Origin of the sequence: Pantoea sp. NGS-ED-1003, from assembly GCF_000738765.1 — a bacterium.
Lineage (GTDB): Bacteria > Pseudomonadota > Gammaproteobacteria > Enterobacterales > Enterobacteriaceae > Pantoea > Pantoea septica.
Genome location: NZ_JPQA01000002.1, coordinates 140,691 through 162,635, shown reverse-complemented (window position 1 = coordinate 162,635; position 21,945 = coordinate 140,691). Strand labels below are relative to the sequence as shown.

At 54.6% G+C, this 21,945-nt stretch carries 20 protein-coding genes; 8 read left to right on the top strand and 12 right to left on the bottom strand.

The window, feature by feature from the left end; genetic code table 11:
* Nucleotides 1-120: 120 nt before the first annotated feature.
* The 6 genes from JS46_RS24770 to JS46_RS04175 all read right to left on the bottom strand — a co-directional run bounded on the left by JS46_RS24770 (nucleotide 121) and on the right by JS46_RS04175 (nucleotide 9,659).
* Nucleotides 121-1,302, bottom strand: a complete 1,182-nt coding sequence (locus JS46_RS24770) for a PAS domain-containing protein (RefSeq protein ID WP_033748365.1) — start codon at nucleotides 1,300-1,302, stop codon at nucleotides 121-123.
* A gap of 371 nt (nucleotides 1,303-1,673) precedes the next feature.
* Nucleotides 1,674-3,938, bottom strand: a complete 2,265-nt coding sequence (gene katE, locus JS46_RS04195; RefSeq protein ID WP_033748364.1) for a catalase HPII — start codon at nucleotides 3,936-3,938, stop codon at nucleotides 1,674-1,676.
* Between the two features lie 480 nt (nucleotides 3,939-4,418).
* Nucleotides 4,419-5,219 carry an inositol monophosphatase family protein gene (locus JS46_RS04190; RefSeq protein ID WP_033748363.1) on the bottom strand — a complete coding sequence of 267 codons (801 nt, stop codon included), beginning with the start codon at nucleotides 5,217-5,219 and terminating at the stop codon, nucleotides 4,419-4,421.
* 21 nt (nucleotides 5,220-5,240) lie between these two features.
* Nucleotides 5,241-6,302 carry an ABC transporter ATP-binding protein gene (locus tag JS46_RS04185; protein ID WP_033748362.1) on the bottom strand — a complete coding sequence of 354 codons (1,062 nt, stop codon included), beginning with the start codon at nucleotides 6,300-6,302 and terminating at the stop codon, nucleotides 5,241-5,243.
* Complete coding sequence (locus JS46_RS04180) at nucleotides 6,299-8,533, bottom strand: iron ABC transporter permease (RefSeq protein WP_033748361.1); 2,235 nt, start codon at nucleotides 8,531-8,533, stop codon at nucleotides 6,299-6,301. The genes JS46_RS04185 and JS46_RS04180 overlap by 4 nt, the downstream gene beginning before the upstream one ends.
* A gap of 97 nt (nucleotides 8,534-8,630) precedes the next feature.
* The gene (locus tag JS46_RS04175; protein ID WP_033748359.1) at nucleotides 8,631-9,659 is read right to left on the bottom strand and encodes an ABC transporter substrate-binding protein; all 1,029 of its coding nucleotides are present in this window, start codon (nucleotides 9,657-9,659) and stop codon (nucleotides 8,631-8,633) included.
* A gap of 217 nt (nucleotides 9,660-9,876) precedes the next feature.
* On the opposite strand from JS46_RS04175, the gene JS46_RS04170 reads away from it, so the two are divergent.
* Nucleotides 9,877-10,911 (top strand): LacI family DNA-binding transcriptional regulator, encoded by a 1,035-nt coding sequence (locus JS46_RS04170; RefSeq protein ID WP_033748358.1) that lies wholly within the window; start codon nucleotides 9,877-9,879, stop codon nucleotides 10,909-10,911.
* A 108-nt stretch (nucleotides 10,912-11,019) separates the two neighbouring features.
* Here the strand turns inward: JS46_RS04170 and JS46_RS04165 are convergent, their stop codons facing one another.
* Together JS46_RS04165 and JS46_RS04160 are read right to left on the bottom strand one after the other, a co-directional pair.
* The gene (locus JS46_RS04165) at nucleotides 11,020-11,235 is read right to left on the bottom strand and encodes a YdgH/BhsA/McbA-like domain containing protein (protein ID WP_033748357.1); all 216 of its coding nucleotides are present in this window, start codon (nucleotides 11,233-11,235) and stop codon (nucleotides 11,020-11,022) included.
* Nucleotides 11,236-11,411: 176 nt separating this feature from the next.
* Nucleotides 11,412-12,242: an SDR family oxidoreductase gene (locus JS46_RS04160; RefSeq protein WP_081876039.1), complete on the bottom strand. Its 831-nt coding sequence runs from the start codon at nucleotides 12,240-12,242 to the stop codon at nucleotides 11,412-11,414.
* Nucleotides 12,243-12,341: 99 nt separating this feature from the next.
* Between JS46_RS04160 and JS46_RS04155 the strand changes: the two genes are divergently transcribed.
* Nucleotides 12,342-13,238, top strand: coding sequence for a LysR family transcriptional regulator (locus tag JS46_RS04155; RefSeq protein ID WP_033748355.1), 897 nt, complete (start codon nucleotides 12,342-12,344; stop codon nucleotides 13,236-13,238).
* Between the two features lie 77 nt (nucleotides 13,239-13,315).
* Here the strand turns inward: JS46_RS04155 and JS46_RS04150 are convergent, their stop codons facing one another.
* Complete coding sequence (locus tag JS46_RS04150; RefSeq protein ID WP_235212962.1) at nucleotides 13,316-14,518, bottom strand: lactonase family protein; 1,203 nt, start codon at nucleotides 14,516-14,518, stop codon at nucleotides 13,316-13,318.
* A gap of 102 nt (nucleotides 14,519-14,620) precedes the next feature.
* Between JS46_RS04150 and JS46_RS24710 the strand changes: the two genes are divergently transcribed.
* Nucleotides 14,621-14,749 (top strand): hypothetical protein, encoded by a 129-nt coding sequence (locus JS46_RS24710; protein WP_255351566.1) that lies wholly within the window; start codon nucleotides 14,621-14,623, stop codon nucleotides 14,747-14,749.
* Nucleotides 14,750-15,158: 409 nt separating this feature from the next.
* On the top strand, nucleotides 15,159-15,371 hold the full coding sequence (locus tag JS46_RS04145) for a hypothetical protein (RefSeq protein ID WP_033748353.1): 213 nt from the start codon (nucleotides 15,159-15,161) through the stop codon (nucleotides 15,369-15,371).
* 128 nt (nucleotides 15,372-15,499) lie between these two features.
* On the opposite strand, the gene JS46_RS04140 is transcribed toward JS46_RS04145, so the two are convergent.
* Nucleotides 15,500-16,411 carry a LysR family transcriptional regulator gene (locus tag JS46_RS04140; RefSeq protein ID WP_033748350.1) on the bottom strand — a complete coding sequence of 304 codons (912 nt, stop codon included), beginning with the start codon at nucleotides 16,409-16,411 and terminating at the stop codon, nucleotides 15,500-15,502.
* A 135-nt stretch (nucleotides 16,412-16,546) separates the two neighbouring features.
* On the opposite strand from JS46_RS04140, the gene JS46_RS04135 reads away from it, so the two are divergent.
* On the top strand, nucleotides 16,547-17,266 hold the full coding sequence (locus JS46_RS04135) for an SDR family oxidoreductase (protein WP_369799140.1): 720 nt from the start codon (nucleotides 16,547-16,549) through the stop codon (nucleotides 17,264-17,266).
* A gap of 153 nt (nucleotides 17,267-17,419) precedes the next feature.
* Here the strand turns inward: JS46_RS04135 and rclR are convergent, their stop codons facing one another.
* The gene (gene rclR, locus JS46_RS04130) at nucleotides 17,420-18,298 is read right to left on the bottom strand and encodes a reactive chlorine-specific transcriptional regulator RclR (RefSeq protein WP_033748347.1); all 879 of its coding nucleotides are present in this window, start codon (nucleotides 18,296-18,298) and stop codon (nucleotides 17,420-17,422) included.
* A 151-nt stretch (nucleotides 18,299-18,449) separates the two neighbouring features.
* Between rclR and rclA the strand changes: the two genes are divergently transcribed.
* From rclA to JS46_RS04115, 3 genes are all read left to right on the top strand, one after another.
* On the top strand, nucleotides 18,450-19,781 hold the full coding sequence (gene rclA, locus JS46_RS04125; protein WP_033748344.1) for a reactive chlorine resistance oxidoreductase RclA: 1,332 nt from the start codon (nucleotides 18,450-18,452) through the stop codon (nucleotides 19,779-19,781).
* Nucleotides 19,782-20,117: 336 nt separating this feature from the next.
* Nucleotides 20,118-20,654: a carboxymuconolactone decarboxylase family protein gene (locus JS46_RS04120; RefSeq protein ID WP_033748343.1), complete on the top strand. Its 537-nt coding sequence runs from the start codon at nucleotides 20,118-20,120 to the stop codon at nucleotides 20,652-20,654.
* A gap of 90 nt (nucleotides 20,655-20,744) precedes the next feature.
* Nucleotides 20,745-21,167, top strand: coding sequence for a cupin domain-containing protein (locus JS46_RS04115; RefSeq protein WP_033748341.1), 423 nt, complete (start codon nucleotides 20,745-20,747; stop codon nucleotides 21,165-21,167).
* 495 nt (nucleotides 21,168-21,662) lie between these two features.
* On the opposite strand, the gene JS46_RS04110 is transcribed toward JS46_RS04115, so the two are convergent.
* Entirely contained in the window at nucleotides 21,663-21,935 is a 273-nt protein-coding gene (locus tag JS46_RS04110) for a hypothetical protein (RefSeq protein ID WP_051905562.1), read from the bottom strand.
* Between the last annotated feature and the right edge of the window lie 10 nt (nucleotides 21,936-21,945).

Below are 21,945 nucleotides of genomic sequence, written 5' to 3'. Positions count from 1 at the left end.
ATCGCTGCCATATTCCGTGCGTATTCGTCCAGTTTCCGCATCCTCTACGCTTTCAGCCAGCAGCATGAACGGAACAGGCCTACAGGCCTGTCCGGAACAAACGCTCATTAAGGCTGAAGCTTAATGCTCGTGAGGCGAATCGGTGCGCGTGGCGGAGTTCCTTATACGCATCTGAAGTCGGGAGATTTGCCCGGTAATATCCGCGGTTCGTTCGGCCAGTCCCCTGATAGCGCTGGCGATAACGGAAAAGCCTCGCCCGTGCATGCCCGCCCTTGCGGCTTCAATACTGGCGTTGAGCGAAATGAGTTTAATCTGGGCGGCGATATTGCCGTTCTCAGAGACCAGTTCGGCAATTTCTTTCGCGGTTTCGGCTGTCTGCACGTTGCGTTTGATCTCATTCTCTTCATGAAGCAATCGATCGCGACGGCCCTGAATATCAATAAGCGCGCCGACAGCGCGGAGCGGCGTACCGTCTGTAGCGCGCTTCGTCTGACCACGCGCCTGAAACCATCGGTATTCGCCGCTGCGTAGTTTGAGTCGATATTCAATATCGAAACCGGTTTTGCCGCTGAAATCCATCAGATGGCTGACGAAAGCGTCAAGGGCAGCCTGCTTGTCTTCTGGATGAAGGCGCGAAGCCCAGCTCTCCATCACGTCCGGAAACTCTTCGACCGTTTCAAAGCCCAGCAGCTTTCTGAATTGTGGTGACCACCAAAATACGTTATCGGGATTAAGAGGATTGCCGCCGATAATATCCAGGTCCCAGAGTCCATCGTTAAGCATTTCCCGCGACAGGTCAAAACGCGTAGAGACGATATCGAAAAGACGGGCCTGAGCGGTTTCTTCCTCAATATTCTCCACAACGGCGACCAGACGCGGCGGCGTAAAGTCGGTGCTATACAGCGCGCGCAGAAGAACCCACTGAAAAGCGGCGCCGTCGGTTTTAATGCGGCAGCGCAGCGGTTGCCCTGCACCGCCGTGGCTAAGCACATATCGAATAAAATCTCTGAACGCTTCCCGGTGATCCGGATGCACACGCTGCTGCAGCGAAGCCAGCCCAATATCTTTTTGAGCAGGTAAGCCTAAAAGACGACGCGCCGAGGATGAAAAAAAGGCGGGCGAATCACTTTGCAAATCGGGTGACTCAATATACCAGACGCCCTCCTGACCGAGCGTCATCACGCATTTCAATAGCGTGGTGTCATTGTGATTACTCACGATCGTTTCACTGGCCGGCGCTTCAGCTATAGCTGACTGAGCCCACTCTGTGGCGGGCGCTTTTTTTAATAGTTTTCGAAACATGGTTTCTCCTGGTGAAGCTACGCCGACACAAAATATGCCTGCAATGATTTATCGGCGCGAGGAGAGAGAAATTCAGCGAATAATCAGACGTTTCCAGCAGGAATTGTAACAAGATAATCTTAACGGCATGCCTTGTCGGCCGCCTGATCGATCGGAAGGTATCGGGCCTGAGATGAAAAAATCAAGCCGTTGAATTGACTGAATTAAAATAACCTGGTGCGATAACAGGAGAATAGCGCACGCCCCTAAAGCGTGCAGTTAAAAAAAGAGCGCCATGATAAATATGGCGCTCTTTTTGCCTCTACTTGTCAGCGGTCAACCCAGCCTGAAACAGAGAGTATGAGCCGCGCAAAGATCGCCGGCCGCTATCGTCATGCCGGAATAGTTTTCGCCTTCTGGCTGCGCGACCAGACGCGGTGCGCTTTCATCGCCTGTGTAAACTCAGACATCAGCGCGCTTTCCGCTTTATCGCCCTGCACAAGGCCTTCTTCACGATCCGCATCTTCCAGACCGAACTGCGTTTTAAAACGGCGCGCCCCGCCCACCAGACCGATCACCTTCAGGTGCTTGTAGGCTTCCAGCAGGAAGTAGCGTGCATCGCCGCTCTGCAGCAGGGCATCGATATTGCCATCCGGCACGATAACCGCGTCAAAGGTCAGAGAAGGCAGACCGGCAAAGGTTGCGTCGACCGGCAGCACAGAACCGTCGTCTGCGCGCACCTGGCCCATATGCGGCGCCAGCAGTTTGGCGTGTACGCCAGCGTCTTTAAGCGCCTGCAGTATGTTCAGCACATCGTCCGCTTTAACGCCGTCGCTGAGCAACAGTGCAACCTGACGTCCTTTGATCTCGCCGTCTGGAATCGCATAGAGGCTCAGGCTATCGTCTTTGGTAAGGCCGTTTACCGCCGCTGGCGGCTGAATATTCAGCTGTTCGTCGGTCAGGGCGATGCCGAGATTATCCGCGACGCCCTGCGCCAGGGCGATGTCAATGCGCGCCAGATGATCCACCACGCGTTCGCGAATATAGGCGCGCGCGACTTTACTCAGCTCAAACGAATAGGCGCCGATAATGTGCTGCTGCTCGACCTCGGTCTGGCTGAGCCAGAATAGACGCGGCTGGGCATAGTATTCGCCGAAAGAGGGGCTACGCTCACGCACTTTGTGGCCCTCAACCCGCTCCTGATAGCTTTCAAATCCGCCGTTTTTAGCCGCCGGCGGCGTTTCGCGTGGCCAGTTGTCGTTGATCGAGTTCGGCTCGTAGTTAGCTGGGTTGGTATCGATATCCTGACGATGCATGCCCTGGCGCTGGAAGTTATGGTAAGGACAGGTCGGACGGTTGATCGGAATTTCATGGAAGTTCGGTCCGCCCAGGCGGCTGATCTGGGTATCGGTATAGGAGAACAGGCGGCCCTGCAACAGCGGATCGTTGGTAAAATCCAGGCCCGGCACAATATGGCCAGGATGGAACGCAACCTGCTCGGTTTCAGCAAAGAAATTATCGGGGTTACGGTTAAGCACCATCTTACCAACGATTTCGACCGGCACCAGCGCTTCTGGAATCAGCTTGGTCGCATCAAGAATATCGAAGTCAAATTTAAACTCATCCTCTTCCGGGATTAGCTGCAGTCCCAGCTCAAATTCCGGGTAGTCGCCCGCTTCGATGGCTTCCCACAGATCGCGGCGATGGAAGTCAGGATCGCGGCCGGTCAGCTTCTGCGACTCATCCCACAGCAGCGAGGCTTTGCCCGCTACCGGCTTCCAGTGGAAACGCACGAAGGTCGCTTTGCCTTCGGCATTAATCAGGCGGAAGGTGTGAATGCCGAAACCTTCCATGGTGCGATAGCTGCGCGGAATGCCGCGATCGGACATCGCCCAGATGACGTTGTGCATGGTTTCCGGCTGCAGGGAAACGTAATCCCAAAAGGTATCATGGGCGCTCTGGCCCTGCGGAATTTCGTTGTGCGGTTCCGGCTTAACGGCATGCACGAAGTCGGGGAATTTATGCGCATCCTGAATAAAGAAGACCGGCGTATTGTTCCCGACCAGGTCAAACACGCCCTCTTCGGTATAGAACTTGGCGGCAAAGCCGCGAATATCGCGTACGGTGTCGGCGGAACCGGCACCGCCCTGCACCGTGGAGAAGCGCACGAAAACTGGCGTAGTCTGGTCTGGATCGCTCAGGAACTGGGCTTTAGTAAGATCTTTAAGTGAGCGGTAAGGCTGAAAATAGCCGTGCGCCGCAGAGCCGCGAGCGTGCACGATTCGCTCTGGAATTCGCTCATGATCGAAGTGCGTGATCTTTTCACGCATGATGAAATCTTCCAGCAGCGTAGGACCGCGAGTACCGGCGCGCAGCGAGTTTTGATCGTTGGCGATGCGCGTGCCCTGGTTGGTCGTAAGGGCGCGATCGGTGCCGTTTTTGCGGTTTGCTTCGAGCTGGTCGAGTTTGGCGTTATGCGTCTGCGGGGCTTTCAGGCTGCCTGGCGCGGTAGGCTGTTTGCCAGGCGGCGTTGGTTCGGGTTGCGGCTGATGCGAACCATCCTTGGGTGCCAGCGAACCCAACCCGGCTTCTGAGGATTCCGGGCCGGTGTGGGGCGCGCGGTGGCTAAGTGTTTTCTTTTCTGTTTCTTCCGACATAAACCCTTACTCCAGCGGTTGTTTTATTTTGACGACACTAAAGATAGAACAACCTGAGCAATACTGCGGGTTAAAACGCGCAGGTTACGCCCTCATAAAAGCGTATTTGCAGCGCGCCCGACGCTGAGCGCGTTGAGGCGTTCTTTTGCGAGAACGACATACTGACGCTGGTCGCATTGGAATCTCTGTGGGATGCGGCAGGCAACCCGCCACTTGCCGTAGTAGGCTTTGACGATATTGATGAGGCGGCCTCTGCCGGCGCAGCTGACAACATCAGGAAGGAAAACCCGGGTGGTAGCTGAAAACAGGGCGAGCTGCGTATTCGGCGTTCGCATCTGAAACGCTGAACGGGCAGGTTAACGTTAACGATCGGCAATCACGCCCGTTCGCCATCCCGCACCAGAGAATTCACGCTAGCCGAAGAGGCTTTCGTGCCGATCATCAACACGCCTGACCAGGCTGACGTCAGGCGTATTTATGCTAAACGCCAGCTATTTTCTTCAGCTCATCGCGGGCGCCGGGCGCGACGGCCAGCACTTTTGCTCCTTTCGTTAAGCGCTCGCCTTCTGTGTTAAAAGGTAAATACCAGCCGCCGGCTTCGCGCACCAGGCAATACCCCGCCATGCAATCCCAGGCATGCATGTAAGGCTCCAGATAGCCCACCACCCGCCCGGCCGCGACCCATGCCAGCATTAACGCGCCCGACCCGATACGAATAAAATTTCCGCCTGCCGCTAACAGCGCGGTCAGCAGCTCGCCTACCGCTTGCGGCGTAACGTAACTGTTCGCGCCAAAGCCGACCACATGATTTTGCAGCGTTCTGTCAGGGTCAACCTGCAAGGCGCGACCATTGAGCGTCGCGCCCTTTCCTGTCGCGGCAACATAGCATTCGTCAAAGCATGGCGCGAAAATCACGCCAACCACCGGCTCCCCCTGGTACAACACCGCGATTGAAACGCACCAGTTCGGCATTCCGTTAAGAAATGGGCTGGTGCCGTCAATGGGATCGACCACCCAGGTAAAGCCCGACGTGCCGGGTTGTAAGCCGAACTCCTCGCCCAGAAAACCGTCTTCCGCAAAGCTCTCGCGGATACGGGCATCAATCATCTTTTCCACATCGCGGTCGGCCCTGGAGACGACATCCTGTAGATCTTTTTTAGTTTCAACCACTAAACTGTCGCGCTGGTGGAACCAGCTCAGCGCGAGACCCCCGGCGTCGCGCGTCGTCTCTTCTGCCAGCGCCAGACGCGTCATCAATGCCTTATTATCAAGCTCACTCATAATGTTTCCTTCATGGCCGGTTTAAGGGACGATCAGCGCCAGTCCCTGCGGTTTAAAATCTACGTTGACGTTCGCAGCAAGCGGCAATCGCTGCTCCATCTGGTTATCCACGATAAACAGCGCCCCGAGAGGGGTGTTCACTTCATACTCAATATGATCGCCTAGCCAGGTGGCATGAATGATTTCGCCCGGCAGCGCACCTTCGCCAGAAGGGCACAGCGTAATGAACTGCGGACGCACCGAAAGCTGCGCTTTTCCCGGCGTGGCGCCGCTGCCGCGCACGCGATAAAGCCGCTTGCCAATGCGAACCATCGCCTCATCACCCTCCAGCGACTCTACTTCACAGGCCAGGATGTTGGCCTCTCCCATAAAATCGGCGATGAAAACCGAATTGGGCGACCGATAAAGCGTTTCGGGCGCGCCCTGCTGGGCGATTTCTCCTTCTTTCATCACGATGATTTTGTCGGAGACGGCCAGCGCTTCCTCTTGATCGTGCGTGACGTAGACCGCGGTAAAGCCCAGACGCTGCTGCAAATCGCGAATATCTGTGCGCACGCGGCGGCGCAGTCGTTCATCCAGATTAGAGAGCGGCTCGTCCAGCAGCAGCACCTGCGGTTCCAGCACCAGCGCGCGCGCCACCGCAATACGCTGCTGCTGGCCGCCGGAAAGCTCAGACGGCAGTCGATCCCCCTGATTTTCCAGCCCAACCAGCTTTAGCCCTTCCCGCGCGCGATCTCGCGCCTCTCGCTGGGTCATGGCGCCGGAAAGCAGGCCGTACATCACATTTTCAAGCGCCGACATATGAGGGAACAGCGCATAGGACTGGAACACCATCGCAACGTCGCGCTCGTTAGCAGGCAGATGCGTGACCTCTTTGCCGCCAATCAAAATGCGACCCGAGGTGGGATGCTCCAGACCTGCCAGCAGACGCAGCGTGGTGGTTTTGCCGCAGCCGGACGGGCCCAGCAGCGTCACCAGCGTGCCAGCCTCCACCGTTAGCGAGAGGTCGGGCACGGCTGTAAACCCGGCAAAGCGTTTAGCGACATGTTCAAAGACGACGGTTCCTGCTTTTGCTGTACTCATACGGCATTCTCCTGAGTTAATGACGTGGGTGCGCCAGACGCAGCGGCGATTGCGCTGCTTTTGGCTGCCCGACGCAGGCGTCGTTCGCCGACCAGCAGCTGAAAGAGCGCAATGATGGCGAGCATCACAACGATCAGCACAGAGGAATAGGCTATTGCCACGCCATACTCACCATTTTCAACCAGACCGACGATGTAGGATGTCGCCATGTTGTACTGCGCGCTGACCAGAAAAATCACGGCGCTGATAGAGGTAATGGCGCGGACAAAGGCGTACACCAGCGCAGCGCTGATGGCCGGTTTCAGCAGCGGCAGCACGACTTTACGCAGCGTGCGAAAGCTGGTGGCGCCCAGCGTCAGAGAGGCTTCATCCAGACTTTTATCGAGCTGGCTCATGGCCGCTATCCCGCCGCGCACGCCGACGGGCATATTGCGGAAAACGAAACAGACGATGAGAATTAACGCGGTGCCGGTGATCTCTAGCGGCGGCAGGTTGAAGGCCATCACGTAGCTGACGCCGATAACCGTGCCGGGAATGGCAAAACTCAACATCAGGGCAAATTCAAACGCCTGACGCCCGGCGAACTTCTGCCGTACGATAAGCCATGCGGTCAGTAACCCGACGATAGCCGTAAGGGGCGCCGCGATCAGCGCAATTTCAATCGTGGTCCAGAATGAGTTCCACGCGACGCCGCTCCAGACCAAATGCCCCTCCTGCAGCGTGACGCGAAAGGCGTGAATGTAGTGCTCCAGCGTCAGGCTGTTATCCAGTCCCCATGAACGTACAAACCCGCCAACCATAATCATGCCGTAGACCACCAGCGTGAACGCTCCCCAGGGGATCACCAGCCCGTAAATGCCCACGCGCATCGGCCTGGGTAACGCGCTATGCGTGCCGCCATCCCCTTTGCCGGTCACTGTGGCGAAATTTTTACCGGACAGCCACAGACGCTGAATAATAAAGGCGCACAGGGTAAAACAGAGCAGGATCATCGCCAGCACCGCGGCCCTGCTGGGATCGTTTTGCGCGCCGACCACAGAGAAAAAGATCTCCGTCGAAAGCACGCCGTGACTGCCGCCCAACACCATCGGATTACCGAAATCGGCCATACTTTCGATAAAGCCGATGAGGAAAGCATTTGCCAGCCCCGGCGCCATCAACGGCAGCGACACGCGAGTAAAGGTGCGCCAGCGGTTGGCGCGCAGGGTTTGCGAGGCCTCTTCCAGCGACGGGCTAATGCCTTCCACCACGCCAATCAAAACCATAAACGCCACGGGCGTAAATGACAGCACCTGGGCGATCCAGATACCGGTCATGCCGTATAGCCAGCGGCCGGGCTCAATGCCGAACAGCGTCGCCAGATAGCTGGTCACCACGCCGGAGCGGCCAAACAGCAGGATCAGCGCCAGGCCGATGACAAATGGCGGCGTGATGATCGGGAGGATAGTAAGAAGACGCAGCGCTTTTTTGAATGGAAGCGCGGTGCGCGTTGCCGCCAGCGCAAAGGCCAGCCCCAGCAAAGTGGAACCGGTAGCGGTCATCAGCGCCAGCGTCAGCGTGCGCCAGGCGGTTCCGCAGGTGCCGCCTGCAAGACAAGACAGGCTCCATATCGACGGGTCGCCCATATTCGCCAGCAGGCCATCTGGCTTGAAGCTACCGTCCACATCCTGCACCGACACCACAAACAGGCTCAGCACCGGATAGAGCACGAAGGCGCTGACCAGCGCCACCAACAGCACGATAGCGGCGACCACAAAGGCATCACCTCTCAGCACGCCGCGCTCTGCCAGGGCAAACGCGAACAGCAGCAGAAAGGTGGTCAGCATCAACAGCGCGCCTGCGCCAAAAGCGGGCTGGCCTTGCTCCAGCGTTCCCATCACGTTTTCCAGCCATGCCCAGCTCCAGCCGCTGTAGCCAATGGCATGGCCCTCTGCGATCATAAAGAACACGCCGAGGGCGCTAACGCCTGACAGCAAAGCGCTTCGCCATGCGCGGTTTTTAATTAATCCGCACAGAGCAGCAAGGGCAAACAGCCCCGTGATAACGGCGAGCCATGGACGGTGCCAGACGATGGTTTGCCACAACGCCGGGGCGGCGGCTTCGTCGCGCCAGAGCCCGCCGAGCCATGAGAAATCAAAAAAGCCCGCCTCAAGGCTGTACCACGGAAGCAGCGTTAACGACACGGCCCCCAGAGCCAGCGCGCCGGTTAAGCGCCGGTTATTTGCATTCATGAATCACCTCGACCTGAGTTTTCAGGCTGAAGCGGACATCAGGCTTACGCCACCGCCGTTGAATTTGTTAGCCGGGCATTACGCCGACAGAGCAGGGTTATTGAGCGCTGGCGCCGATTTCTTTATCCCAACGACTGAGCAGCGCTTTGCGCTTCGCGGAATCCCCGTAGGTTTTGAAGTCGTAGTCGATCAGCTTGATGTTTTCGAATCGCGGCGCGTACTGAGAGATTTCCGCCTGAGTATTGGAAGGAAGCTGGAAGGATTTCGCCTCTTTCATGTGCGACTGCGCTTCGGCGCTGAGCGCCCAGTCATACCAGATTTTGGCATTGGCCAGGTTGCGCGCGCCCTTCACGATGGACATCGATCCAATCTCGTAGCCGGTGCCTTCGCAAGGCGCAACGGTTTTAATGGGAAAACCGTCGACCTCCATCGCCACCGCATCGTGCATAAAGACGATGCCAACGGTTGTTTCTCCGCGCGCCGCGGCTTTTACCGGCGCAGAACCCGATTTGGTATATTGCGAGATATTCGCATTGAGTTTTTTCAGATAATTAAACGCTTTGTCTTCACCCATGATCTGCACCAGCGTAGCCAGCGTGTTATAGGCGGTGCCGGAAGAGTTAGGGTTGGCGATCTGTATTTCGCCTTTGAAACCTGGATCAAGCAAATCTGACCAGCAGGCTGGCGCCTTCAGTTTTTTTGCGGCAAGAAGTTTCGTGTTGTAGCCCCAGCCCAGCGCGCCCGCATAAATGCCCACCGTGCGAAAATCTGAGATTTCAGCCTGTTTTTGCGCCCAGTCATGCTGCTGGCTCAGCAAGGGAGACTTATAAGACTGAGTCAGCTTTTCTTCTGCCGCCTGCATATGCGGATCGCCCGTCCCTGCCCACCAGATGTCGGTGCGCGGATTACGCGCTTCGCTGCGAATGCGCGCATAGGCTTCACCGGCAGAGAGCCGCACCATGCTGACCTTGATGTCCGCATGCGACTGGCTAAACAAGCGCGTCATCTGTTCGCATACCACCACATCAGCGGAGCAGATCATATTAAGATTACCGGCGGCATGGGCGGTTAACGGCAGGGTCGAGCAACACAGGGTGATGGCTGGGATCAACAAGTTATAACGCATGGTGTTCTCCTGGGGTCAGAGGTGATGCTGCACTGGCATCTGTTTCTTGCACATGTGTGCAAATTAGTAGAGAACAAAAAATAGCCTGTCAATCAGCTTACGATGCAATTGATTAGTCATGTCACAAAATTGCAACATTACGCCAGACTTTTCTTTTGCACATATGTGCAATCTGATACAGACTCTTTCTGGGCCTGTGGCCATGACGAGGAGAAACATGAATCAGGGGAAAACGGTTGTCAGCGCTGAGGATGTGGCCCGCCGCGCTGGGGTCTCACGTTCCGCGGTGTCCCGCACCTTCACGCCCGGCGCCAGCGTATCGGAAGCGATGCGCGCTCGCGTAATGAAGGCGGCAGAAGAGCTGGGTTACCACGTTAATCATCTGGCGCGCAGCCTGGTGCGTAACCGCAGCGGTATTGTTTGTTTGATCGTCTCTGAAGTCGCCACGCCTTACCGTGCCAGCCTGGTAAGCTGGATGACGCAATGTCTGCAGGCGGCAGGCAAAGTAGCGATGATAATTAACACCGACCGCTCGGACAGCAGCGTCTCAGCCGCGCTACAGCAGGCCATTAACTTCCGCGCCGACGCCTCTATCATCCTTTCCGGCATGCCTGACAGCGGGATTACTCACCTGTGCTACCAGCATGGTCAGCACCTGATGCTAATCAACCGTGATGAAACCCTGCCCGGCTCGCTCAGTATTAATCTTGACTCCACGCAAGCGGCGGAAACTGCATTGATGGCGTTTTTGCGCGCCGGCTGTCGCCGCCTCGCCTTTGCTAACTCGCTGGCCGGCACGCCCAGCCTGATGAAACGGGAAGGCGATTTTCTTGCAGCAGCGTCGCGCGCAGGTGTGGCGGTCACAGTAGAGCGTTACGGAAGCACCTCTTATGAAAGCGGACGGATTCTGGCGCATCGCCTCCTCACCCGTCCGCAGCGGCCTGACGCCGTATTCTGCGTAACCGATTTGGTGGCGTGCGGATTTATGGACGAAGCACGTCATAGCTTCGCGTTGCGTATCCCTGAAGATCTCTGCGTGGTGGGCTATGACAATATCCCGCAAAGCGGCTGGTCATCCTATAACCTCACCACCTTCGCTCAGCCGGTCGAGCAGTTTGCACATGACGCGGTGCAGTGGCTAATCGCTCAGGAGGAACGTCAGGAAGAGCTGCGTCCACGAGCGGAACAGCAAAACGACCGTTTAATCTATGAGGCCAGCGTGGTATGGCGCGGATCGGTGCGGCGTGGCTGAAGCGCCTGCCAGAAGCATGATCTCTGGCGAATGAAAATTAGCATCGAAAATGCGAAGAAGGCCGCCCTCTGGGCGGCCTTCTTCGGCACTTCCTTTTGCGACCATTCCTTATTTGTAGAGCTCAGCGGTCATATGGACGCGGTTATTGGTGTTAGCCTCAGTAATTTTATACTGAGCGCCCTGCTGCTGAGCCTCTGCGGCGATTTTGGCTTCTGCACCGTCAAGCGTGCCGGAAGTAACAGAAATGCTCTGCGCGAAGCTGGCTGCTGACATCAGTGAAAGGGCGGCAACGGCTGCGATAGAGATTGCTTTGATGGTTTTCATGGTCTTAATCCTTGGTTTGTATGGTTGAAAGCACGTTTGCTTTCGATGAGATAATGATACTCAAGGTTACTATTAGAATGTTATCAATAAGTGCTGACATTGTTACCATGCTAACTATCACACCGATAGATTTAACATATCGGGCGCGTTAAGGATGTTAAACACAGGCACTCCGGCTACTTCTCCAGATTGTCAGCACTGTACGCCACGGTTTTCATTGCCCGCAGTGCCTCCAGCCGCATGTTTAGCGCCGTTTCAATATTGTTATAGGCCGTGCTGCCAAGCGGTAAGCGCAGTGGCGGATTGTCAGCATCTGCGGCTGCGATCATCGCCGTCACGCATTTTTGAGCATTGCCTTTAATCTCAAATTCGCCGTTCATTAGCGCCGCCCGCATTTTTCCTGCTGCTGTATCGTTGTAAACGGGTAAGGCATCCGCAATATCTAGCCCCGCACCAAATCGCGTTGCCGTTGGCCCTGGCTCCACTAATAAAAAGTCGATGCCAAACGCCGCGACTTCCTGTCGAACGGCTTCGACAAAACCTTCTATTCCCCATTTGGTGGCGTGATACAAACTGAAGTCAGGATAAGCAATCTGACCGCCTTCCGAGGAAACCTGCACAATACGACCGCCGCCCTGTTGCCGCAAAAACGGAATTACCGCGCGAATCAGTTGAATTGAGCCGGTGAGATTAGTCGCAATCTGGCGCTCAATTTGCGTATCGCTCAGTTCTTCCGCTGCGCCAAACAGCCCATAAGCCGCGTTGCTTACCACCACATCAATCGTGCCCGCCTGAGCGAATGCAGCCTCAATGGCGGGTTTAATCGTTGCTGTCTCGCTGATATCCAGCACCATGAGCTGTAGATTATCGCCGTATTGCGCACGCATATCCTCTAATGCAGTTTCGCGTCGCACGCTTGCCACTACCCGATCGCCACGGGCCAGCAGACTTTCACACATCAGGCGTCCAAGGCCGCTGGATGCGCCGGTAATGAGCCAGGTTTTCATCAATATTCTCCTGTTTAGTGAACCGACGTTCATCATAAAACGAATGATTGATGCCATAATCTCCCCAAACCGGCATGCGATGGTGGGAAATTTTAAACAATGAAGCGTCCGTCCTGGAATGAACTGCTGGCGGTGAAAACGGTTGCCGATCAGCGCAGTTTCCGCCGCGCGGCGGATGTGCTCGGCCTTAAGCGCTCAACGCTCAGCCACACTATAAAAGGGCTGGAGACGGCGCTTGGCGTGCGGCTTTTCCATCGAACAACGCGAAGCGTGGCGCTGACCGAAACCGGTGAAATGTTGATTGCGCGCATGACGCCATTGCTCGCTCAAATGGACGAGTTGCTGAATGAGGTCACCGCCAGCGATCGCCAACCCTACGGAACACTGCGCATCAGCGCCAGCGATGCAGCGATCGGCCTTCTGCTGGAAATGATATTGCCGACATTCATGCAAAAATATTCAGGGATTGAAATTGATTTAGTTGCGCAAGGTGAACTGGTTGATATTGTCGAGCAGGGTTTTGATGCCGGTATACGGCTGTTTGAAGATGTGCCTAAGGATATGGTGGCCATCGCGCTGAGCGGGCCGTTACGCTTTGTTACGGTGGCATCGCCTGATTATTTAGCCGCACGTCCACCCATTAAGCACCCACAGGATCTGATGCAGCACACCTGCTTACGGCATCGTTTACCCGGCGGAAAACGGTACCATTGGGAATATGAGCAAAACCAGGAGCGGTTTGCGCTGGATGTACCTGGCAGTTTGACGCTCAACAGCGGTGCGTTAATGACAGAGGCAGCCATCGCCGGATTAGGCGTGGCTTATGTGCCGGAGCGCTATGCTCGGCACGGGCTGGATAAAGAGCGCCTGGTTACCTCGCTGGATGACTGGACCATCGCTTCGCAAGGTATCGCGCTCTACTTTTCGCAGCATCGTCATATGCCTCTCGCGTTACGGTTGTTTGTCGACGCGGTCAAAGCCACCACGCGCGTCTAAAACTAAGCAGCTACGCGACAGCTGACTGATGCCTGGGGCGTCCAGCAAGGCCGCCCTAGGCGAGTGAGCATTTTGGCTTAATTAAAGAATTTAATATCCGTCGGCGTAGATATTTTCGCCGCGTCACCCGCCGCTTTCATCTCGCCGGTATTCTCATCGAAATGGAACAGAGAAATAGTGTTAGTGAAGACGTTAGCCACGTAAAGATATTTACCGCTACCGTCGAAGGCAAAGGCGCGCGGTTCAATACCGTTAGCGTTATAGCTTGCGGGTTTACCCAACATGCCATCCGCTTCAATTTTGAACACCAGCAATTTATTATCTGAGCCGCGATTCGACGCAATCAGATATTTGCCGTTCGGACTTAAAATAATGCCTCCACCGCTGCGATAGTCTGCGCTGCTGTTTTCGCTATTCAACCTGATATGGCCAACCGGCTCCAGACGATCCTGATTCACACTGAACACGACAATTTCGCCGGCCATTTCAGTGATGACATAGGCATGCTTGCCATCTGGCGCAAACACCATATGGCGAGGCCCCGAACCGGCCGTAAAATTCACGTCGCGCGCGCTATCTGCCTCCAGCGGCTGTGCTTTATCAGCGTGATAGCGGTAGGCGTGCAGCTTGTCACCGCCGAGGTCGGCTGCGTAGAGATAGTTGCCATCATGCGTAAAAGTGGTGGCGTGCGCATGGCCGCCGTCCTGACGCCCTTTAACGGCACCGGTACCGTGCTCGAACGGGAAATGTTGTACCTGCTCGCCCAGTTTGCCATCCTGATGGATCGGGAAGACCGATACGCCCGCTCCTCCCTTCGCCACGGAGTAGTTGGAGACAAACAGGAACTTACCGTCCGGGCTGATAGTCGCATGAGTAGGCTGCTGGCCGTGACTCTCCACGCTATTAAGCACCTGCACCTGTCCGCTTTTATCCACGCTCAGCGCGGTAACCGCGCCGTCATTCTCTTCATTGGTAGTGTAGGCAAAACGCCCATCGCGGGATTTCACAATCCACGACGGACTTTTCATCTTGATCACATCGAGTGGCGTCAGCGTACCGTCGCTGTTTACCTTCAGGCGATATAACCCTTCACTGGGATGGTCGGGTTTTTGCGCTGACGGCGCATCTGGAATCGATGTCCATGTTCCTACTAATGCTGTTTGATGATCTACTGCGGCATTTGCCATTGTGCTTCCCGCCAGTGAAAAAACAGCCAGAGATAATGCCATGGTTATGTTTGTGGCTAAACGGTTGTGCACCGCTTTTTTATTTCTTTTCATTTTAGTAACCCACCGTAATCGGAATGTTTAACGACTATAGTGGGATTGGTTTGAATAGCGTCCGGCGAGGAGGTGATCAGGTTCACAATACAGAAGATTAACATGCAGGAAATTAACGACTCACCGGATTCAGCCGCCATACCGGAAAACAAATCTTTGCTTCTGGCGTTTAACGCGCTTTCCGGCAGCAGCGAAAACACCCTTTCCGCATGTCGGCCTGCCGGGGAGTAAGGCGTTTCACAGGCTGCCTACGTCTCTCTCTATTACTTATGCCAGCCTCAAAGCTTACTGAGTCTGCTCGCTCAAAGACGCTGCGGCACTCCGCTTCATGCCAGAAGCAGAAGCTCGACCTGCATTTGGATGATTATGTTGATGATGTTGCTTATCGCCCCGCATTCCAAAATAGTGTCATTAACAGGGCTGGGCGCTTTTCTGAACGCGCGTTCGTACTAATGGGCCGCAAGCGCGAAAGAGACCATTTTGGCAAGATTGAATGTCTGCGCGCCTTAAGACATAACTGATTATCGCCTTGCACTTTTCCTGGTATTATTCGAGCTTTCTACTGGCATCGATGGGTATTGAGCGTTTAACAAATGTCGATCTTCCCGCACTGATATGATTTGAACATTGAGGAGCCAAAATGGATATCATTACTTCACAGGCTATGGATGAAATCAATTTAGCGATCGGGCGTGCAGTATCTTCTTTGATTTCATCAGGTAAAAACGTTGAAAAACACAACATCCTTGAGCAGCTGAGGAAGTCTGAAAAAGAGGCAGTTGATGGTATGAAAGAAATTTATGCGGGCGCTATTGGCATGGTAACCGGGAAAACACCTGTTCGCATTGATTAGCCAAATCTCACTCCCCCTCAGGGAACCTTGCACTTCTGAGCGGCAAAAGGCCGTTTGTCGCCTGAGCAGACGGCTTACCCTGCCCGGTTTTACCGTTATGTGTCAGACATGGATATAGCCAAACCACATTATGCTTTTTTCAGCCAGTCGATGAAAAATTCACTAAATGCAGACACTTGTAAAGGCTGAAGCTTACGCTGTGGATAGACAAACTGCAGCCCGACATTTTTGCGATCGAAGCGGCTGAATCCTATAAAACTCTCTGCAAACAGAACATGAAGCCTTCCCTGTTCAACGTCTCTTTTTACATCCCACCAGGATTTGCAGGCAATACCCGCGCCCATAAGCACCCACTGACGGAGCAGTGCGCCATCGTCACACACCATGGCAGGATTCACGCGAATAGTTCTGCTAACGCCTTCTTCTTCAAATCGCCATTCATTTATGACAACACCGTGAAGCTCCAGAGCCAGGCACCTGTGATCGTGAAGAGTATCAGGCGTAGAGGGCATTCCATAGGTCTGAAGATATGTATCTGATGCAACCAGCACCCTGTGGTTAGGTGCGATATTCCTGACGATCAAGCTGCTGTCCGGCAAATTACCGAAACGGATACTCATGTCCAGCCGGTTAGCGATCAGGTCCTCAACGCGCTCTCCCAGGTAAACCGACGGATTCACGTCAGGATGAAGGCGGGAAAAATCCAGTATCGCAGGGCTGAGATATTGTCTACCGAAATCAGATGGGGCAGAAATGCGAATGTTTCCGCTGAGTACTCCCTCTTTCTGCATCAAAAGCGATTCTGCGTGTCGTGCCTCGTCCAGTACCCGAAGCGCGGCATGGTAAAAATCCTCTCCGACCTTTGTCAGCGTGATAGCGCGTGTGGAACGATGAAAGAGCCGGGTCTGGTAGCGCTCTTCTATCGCTTTCAGTCTTGCTGTCATTGACGCCGGTGACAGCGAGAGACGTCGCCCGGCGGCCGACAGTCCGCCGGTCTCGGCCACTTCGACAATAAGCGCCATGTCCTCAAGCTTTCCCATCTTTCATTTATTCCGAAAAGTAATTCCACTTTCGCTGTCATTATCAAAAAAGGGGTTGGTAAGTAAAGTGCTTTTAACACCACTTTTCAAAGCGACATACAGAGCTCCATCTTTTGATAAATATGAGGAATAAATCTGATGAGTAAAACATTAATTATTGGCGGCGCTTCAGGCATTGGTTTTGCTGTGGCCAGTGCACTGGCGGAGCAGGAAAACGAGCTTATTCTTGCAGGACGAAATAATGAGAAGCTGGAAGCTGCGCGTCGATCGCTTAATCCGAAGCCAGCAGATGTCAGAACATTAAAACTGGATGTCAGTAACGAAGCAGAAGTCGTTGCGCTGAGTAGTTCGCTGGGTGATGTAGATAATATTGTGTTTACGGCAGGCTCACAGGCACCCGGTGGATTTCTCTCTGAAATGGATCTCAGCGCGGCGCGGCTGGCTTTTGATACCAAATTCTGGGGCAGCATCTATACCGCCAGGCATCTCAGCAGAAATATCCGACCCCGTGGAACGCTTACGCTGACCAGCGGTTTTGTGGCAAGACGTACGCTGAGCGGAACCATTGTTAAATCAACGATGAATGCTGCCATTGAATCAGCCGCAAAGGTACTGGCAAAAGAACTCTCCCCGTTGCGCGTGAACGTGGTGAGTCCGGGACTGACCGATACGGAGGCGTACGCCAGTATGGAGCCCGTTGCGCGTGAAAACATGCTCCAGATGGCTGCTGCAAATCTGCCGGTGAAAGCATACGGCCGCGCGCAGGACATCGCTAAAGGCTATCTGTTTTTGCTGGATAATCCGTTTGTCACCGGTACGGTTATTGATATTGAAGGCGGTGCGCTCATTAACTGATTCATCAAAATGAAGTTATTGCTTACCGTGATGCCGAACAAATTGTCTTCGGCATTCACGAAGATGTATTGATGTAACACCGCGAATTAATCTCAGTACAACAGCATGAAACTCAGCGCCAGCGGTTAACCGCGTCTGAAAAGCTTTAAAGCATTATACCCGAAAAAGCATCACATCTTCTTTCGCCAGCATTTCTGTTCGTCGGCGGTACTCGCCCGGTGTGCAGTCAAACTCCCGCAGAAAAGCTTTATGAAATGAGGACTCACTGGCATAGCCCACAGCCAGGGCAATATTGATTACCGGTGCGGAATCGCGCGCCAGTTGCTGAGCGGCCAGCTGCAGGCGAATAGAGGTCAGCACGGCAAGCGGCGTGGTTGCGCTCATCTGGCGGAACAGCAGCGCAAAAGAGGCGCGCGACATAAAAACGCGCTGTGCCATTTCCTCCACGGTCCACGGCCGTTCCGGCGCCTCGCAAAGTTGGGCGATCAGCGTACCGACCCGAGGATGGAGTGCCAGGGCCAGCAGACTTTTATTCTGCAGCGTCTCAGAAAGGCCGTTGCGAACAGCAAGGGTAAACATCGCGCTGATTTGATGACTGCGCAGCGCCTCGTCGCCCGGTGCATCGGCGGTATCACTTTGGGTAAGTAAAGGCAGAGCGGCGGCCAGCCAGCGCGCTTCATGACTCTCCACCGCTGGCGCCAGCATCAGCACTTCCGGCAGCGCCGTAAGAAAAGCCTGGGCTGACGCGGGTAATTCCAGCACTCCGCATACCAGTTGCGTTGGCAACGTACTTTGTTGATAAAGGCGGTGCGCGGTATTTTGCGGCAGGAATACTACGCTGCCGGAAGAGAGCTCTATTTTCGTTGAGCCTGGCATATCCAGCATGACTGAGCCACCGACTACGGTGTGCCAGCGCACCGAACGCAGCTGCCCTGCCCGATGCGGCAGCTGCCATTCGCCACTCAGTACACAGTTTTTGTCGATGCGGCCCTGTGGGTTATGCAGTAACAGCAGGTGGCTCAGTGGATCCATGCTTGTCCTCTGTTTTCCATTTCTCATTCTCAAATCGGGTATTTCAGACGCAAAGACAAAAAAGCCAGCGTTGCGGCGTAAAAGCGCGTCGCCGTCAATCGTAAGCTGATGGTGTTGACTATTTTTACAGCTTTTTAAACCGGAGAGCATTATGAACCATTATCAGGCAGCGATTATCGGATTTGGTAAAGCAGGCAAAACGCTGGCCGCCGCTCTTGGGCGTGCAGGCTGGCGCGTGGCGATCATTGAAAAATCAAAAGAGATGTATGGCGGCACCTGTATTAACGTCGGCTGTATTCCCACCAAGGCGCTAGTGCACGATGCGCAAACCACCGCCGACTTCAGTGAAGCGATGCAGCGCAAAACCGCTGTAGTCGAGCTGTTACGTGAAAAAAATTACATGAACCTGGCCAATATCGCGCAGGTTGAGGTGATTGATGGTCATGCGGAATTTATCGACCCTCACACGCTGAAAATCAACACTGAGCAGGGTATCCGTCAGCTCAGCGCCGATCGCATTTTCATTAATACCGGCGCCGAGGCGGTTATCCCGCAGATTGACGGCTTAATCCCCGGGCCACGCATTGTCGACAGCACCGGCATCCTGAATTTATCCAGCCTGCCAAAACGGCTGGCTATTCTGGGTGGGGGCTATATTGGCGTCGAATTCGCTTCTGTGTTTGCCAGCTTCGGCAGTGAGGTCACCTTATTTGAGACTTCATCGCAATTTCTGTCACGTGAGGATGCTGATATCAGCGCGGCCATAAAAACCGTTCTGCAGGACCAGGGCGTAAAAATTGAGCTGGACACCAGGGTGCAGTCGGTTACCAGTGACGATAACAGCGTTACGCTCCATACGGGTCACGGCGATCGTCAGGCAGATGTATTACTGGTGGCAACCGGGCGCCGTCCGGCAACGCAGACATTGAAACTGGAAAACGCGGATGTAACCACGGATACGCGAGGTGCAATCCTGGTTGATAAGCATCTGAAAACGTCAGTGGACCACATATGGGCGCTGGGTGATGTCACCGGTGGCCCGCAGTTTACCTACATTTCGCTGGATGATTTTCGCATTGTGCACGATCAGCTTCTGGGTAAAGGAAAGCGAACCACAGACGATCGCGTGAATATCCCCTATTCCGTATTTATGACGCCAACGCTGTCGCGCATCGGCCTCACAGAAGCGCAGGCGCGTGAACAGGGCAGGAATTTTCAGGTGGTGACATTGCCTGTAGCGGCCATTCCTCGTGCTCGCGTTATTAACGATACGCGAGGCGTCCTGAAAGCGCTGGTAGACAATGACAGCAAGAAAATTCTTGGCGTGGCGCTGCTGGCAGCGGACTCTCACGAGGTGATCAATATTGTGAAAACCGTCATGGATGCGGGATTACCGTACACGGTGCTCAGAGATCAAATTTTCACGCATCCCACCATGAGCGAATCGCTTAATGACCTGTTCGGGTTGGTAAAACAGGCGTGAAGAAGAGATGGGTGCCAACAGCAAAACTGTGACCGGTGCGAACGCACCGGTTTTTTTCAGGCGCGCCGCGACGCTATTTCCTCAACGCTAGCCGCTCTTTATCCTGTTTATCCTAAGCCAGACTTCTGACCGTCAGAGTCTGATGCTGAGTTTTAAAAAAGCTTAGCGACGTACTCCCCATTTTACCTTTTCAAGATAAAGTCCTGACTCAGCCAGTAGCTTTTTCATATTTTACAGCCGCAGTACTGTACTCCTGACTTCAGCGCGACAGAGTCTGATAAGCCAAACGACTCTGGCACCTGTACCCCTACCCGTAGATAAAACCAGGAGTTGACTATGAGCCGTTTACATACCATCACTGAAAGCGATGCCACTGGCAAAACCGCCCAGCTGTTTAGCGCGATTAAAGGCAGCATGGGTAAAGTCCCAAATGCCTATCTGACTATCGGCAGCAACTCGCCTGACGTTCTGGGTCAGATGCTTCAGCTGAATGCGGCCCTGCACAAAGGCAGCCTGAGCGCCCGTGAGCTGGAAGCGATTAATCTGGCGGTAAGTGAAGAGTCGGGCTGCGACTATTGCCTGGCCGCTCATACGCTGATGGCTAAAAAAGCGGGTTACACCGATGAGCAGACGCTGGAGCTGCGTGAAGCCCGCTTCAGCGGCGATGCGCGTATCGATGCGCTGGTGCAGTTCGTTCAGTATCTCGTTTCCACACGTGGAACGGTATCAGCCGATCGCGTTGCCTCTTTCCGCGAGGCCGGATTCAGCGACCAGCAGGTTGTGGAAACCATTAGTGCCGTCAGCGCCATTCTGTTTACCAACATGGTGAACAGGGTAAACGACACCGTCGTTGACTTCCCTAAAGTGAGCTGATGCTCAGGACTTCAGTGGCGCAGAGGCGAGAAAGAATTCGCCGCTTCTGCTCTCTGCCCTTATCCCTGCAATCGCTAAGGAGAAAATGACATGGCGGATATCACTGCGCAGAAGTCAGCGCGCTTCAGACCGGCCGAAATCGCAAAAAACCTGCCGGAGTCGGCTACCACGATGCTGGCCGATATCTATTTAACCGACCGCCCGGATGCCAGCAGCCGTGTGTTCCGGGCTTACCGGGGCGTTCCCCCTCACTTACATCGCGAATGCGATGAGTATTTGTATGTGCTTTCAGGCCGCGGAACGTTCTGGATGGAAGATGCGTCGACCGAGGCCGAGTTCGGACCCGGCGATATGCTTTTTTTCGAGCGCAACGTTGTGCATGCGCTTCCCGTTCTGCTGGAAGAACCCGTGATTTTCCTGACGCTGGACACGCCCCGCCGCTCACCCGGTGACGTCGTGTTTATCGACCCGGACGCCGGCTCTGCCGGTACGTTTATGGATAGAAACCGCTGAATCTTCCTTTAGCGGTATCAGATTGTCGGCAAAAGGCCCCGTACGCAGCGCGTCGGGGCTTTTAACATTCCCGGTGCCCTTGTCTAAACTCCCTGTTCCGACAGCTTCTAAGCAACCTGGCCTGAAACCATCTGCAGTGAGCAAAACAGTCAGCCGCCACAAACGCCCCTCGAGTTAATACTAATGGAGCACTGGCCTGATTTGAGCAGCTGTCTTTCTCCGCTGCGCCGTCGCAGCTTCTCAGCATCAGTTTGCCGCCGGGGATATGGTCGACAGCGCATATTTCCCGCCTTCATGAGGTGAGTGCTGAATACTGCGATTTATCGCTTCACATTACACTGGGAGAAATGGCGACAGGGCTGGAAGGCAGTTAGGGTATGGCGTATCTGACCCTCACGTATCGCAGGCAATTAAGGACGTTCGGGCAGCCAGAGGTGATGCAGAAAACCCGGCGCATATGAATTTCATCACGGACGCGCCGGGTTTGGGAAAAAATCAGCAAGTTAACGCGTTTGTCACCGCTTCGGGCATACACGGCCGACCATTGAAAATTCTGTCTCCCTTTTTCAGGCTTTGACGGAAACGCAGGGAGTACTCCAGCACCATATAAATGCGTCCCTGTCTGAACTCCTCTTCAATATCAATCCCCCGCGCCTCTTTCATGAAGGCGTGACGGGCCCACTCCATATAAAACGGGTAGTAAAGCCCGTCTACCACCTTCTGAAAGTCAATGTGATCTTCATCAACGTCATACATTTTACTGAACATGCCTGCTCCT

Bases quoted from the DNA above. Each gene is read 5' to 3' on its own strand.
- JS46_RS04190 (WP_033748363.1), bottom strand. From the start codon at position 5,219: ATGAGTGAGCTTGATAATAAGGCATTGATGACGCGTCTGGCGCTGGCA.
- JS46_RS04165 (WP_033748357.1), bottom strand. From the start codon at position 11,235: ATGAAAACCATCAAAGCAATCTCTATCGCAGCCGTTGCCGCCCTTTCA.
- katE (WP_033748364.1), bottom strand. From the start codon at position 3,938: ATGTCGGAAGAAACAGAAAAGAAAACACTTAGCCACCGCGCGCCCCAC.
- JS46_RS04185 (WP_033748362.1), bottom strand. From the start codon at position 6,302: ATGAGTACAGCAAAAGCAGGAACCGTCGTCTTTGAACATGTCGCTAAA.
- JS46_RS04145 (WP_033748353.1), top strand. From the start codon at position 15,159: ATGGATATCATTACTTCACAGGCTATGGATGAAATCAATTTAGCGATC.
- JS46_RS24770 (WP_033748365.1), bottom strand. From the start codon at position 1,302: ATGTTTCGAAAACTATTAAAAAAAGCGCCCGCCACAGAGTGGGCTCAG.
- JS46_RS04180 (WP_033748361.1), bottom strand. From the start codon at position 8,533: ATGAATGCAAATAACCGGCGCTTAACCGGCGCGCTGGCTCTGGGGGCC.
- JS46_RS04120 (WP_033748343.1), top strand. From the start codon at position 20,118: ATGAGCCGTTTACATACCATCACTGAAAGCGATGCCACTGGCAAAACC.
- rclA (WP_033748344.1), top strand. From the start codon at position 18,450: ATGAACCATTATCAGGCAGCGATTATCGGATTTGGTAAAGCAGGCAAA.
- JS46_RS04140 (WP_033748350.1), bottom strand. From the start codon at position 16,411: ATGGGAAAGCTTGAGGACATGGCGCTTATTGTCGAAGTGGCCGAGACC.
- JS46_RS04175 (WP_033748359.1), bottom strand. From the start codon at position 9,659: ATGCGTTATAACTTGTTGATCCCAGCCATCACCCTGTGTTGCTCGACC.
- JS46_RS04110 (WP_051905562.1), bottom strand. From the start codon at position 21,935: ATGTTCAGTAAAATGTATGACGTTGATGAAGATCACATTGACTTTCAG.
- JS46_RS04155 (WP_033748355.1), top strand. From the start codon at position 12,342: ATGAAGCGTCCGTCCTGGAATGAACTGCTGGCGGTGAAAACGGTTGCC.
- JS46_RS04170 (WP_033748358.1), top strand. From the start codon at position 9,877: ATGAATCAGGGGAAAACGGTTGTCAGCGCTGAGGATGTGGCCCGCCGC.
- JS46_RS04150 (WP_235212962.1), bottom strand. From the start codon at position 14,518: ATGAAAAGAAATAAAAAAGCGGTGCACAACCGTTTAGCCACAAACATA.
- rclR (WP_033748347.1), bottom strand. From the start codon at position 18,298: ATGGATCCACTGAGCCACCTGCTGTTACTGCATAACCCACAGGGCCGC.
- JS46_RS24710 (WP_255351566.1), top strand. From the start codon at position 14,621: ATGCAGGAAATTAACGACTCACCGGATTCAGCCGCCATACCGGAAAAC.
- JS46_RS04115 (WP_033748341.1), top strand. From the start codon at position 20,745: ATGGCGGATATCACTGCGCAGAAGTCAGCGCGCTTCAGACCGGCCGAA.
- JS46_RS04160 (WP_081876039.1), bottom strand. From the start codon at position 12,242: ATGAAAACCTGGCTCATTACCGGCGCATCCAGCGGCCTTGGACGCCTG.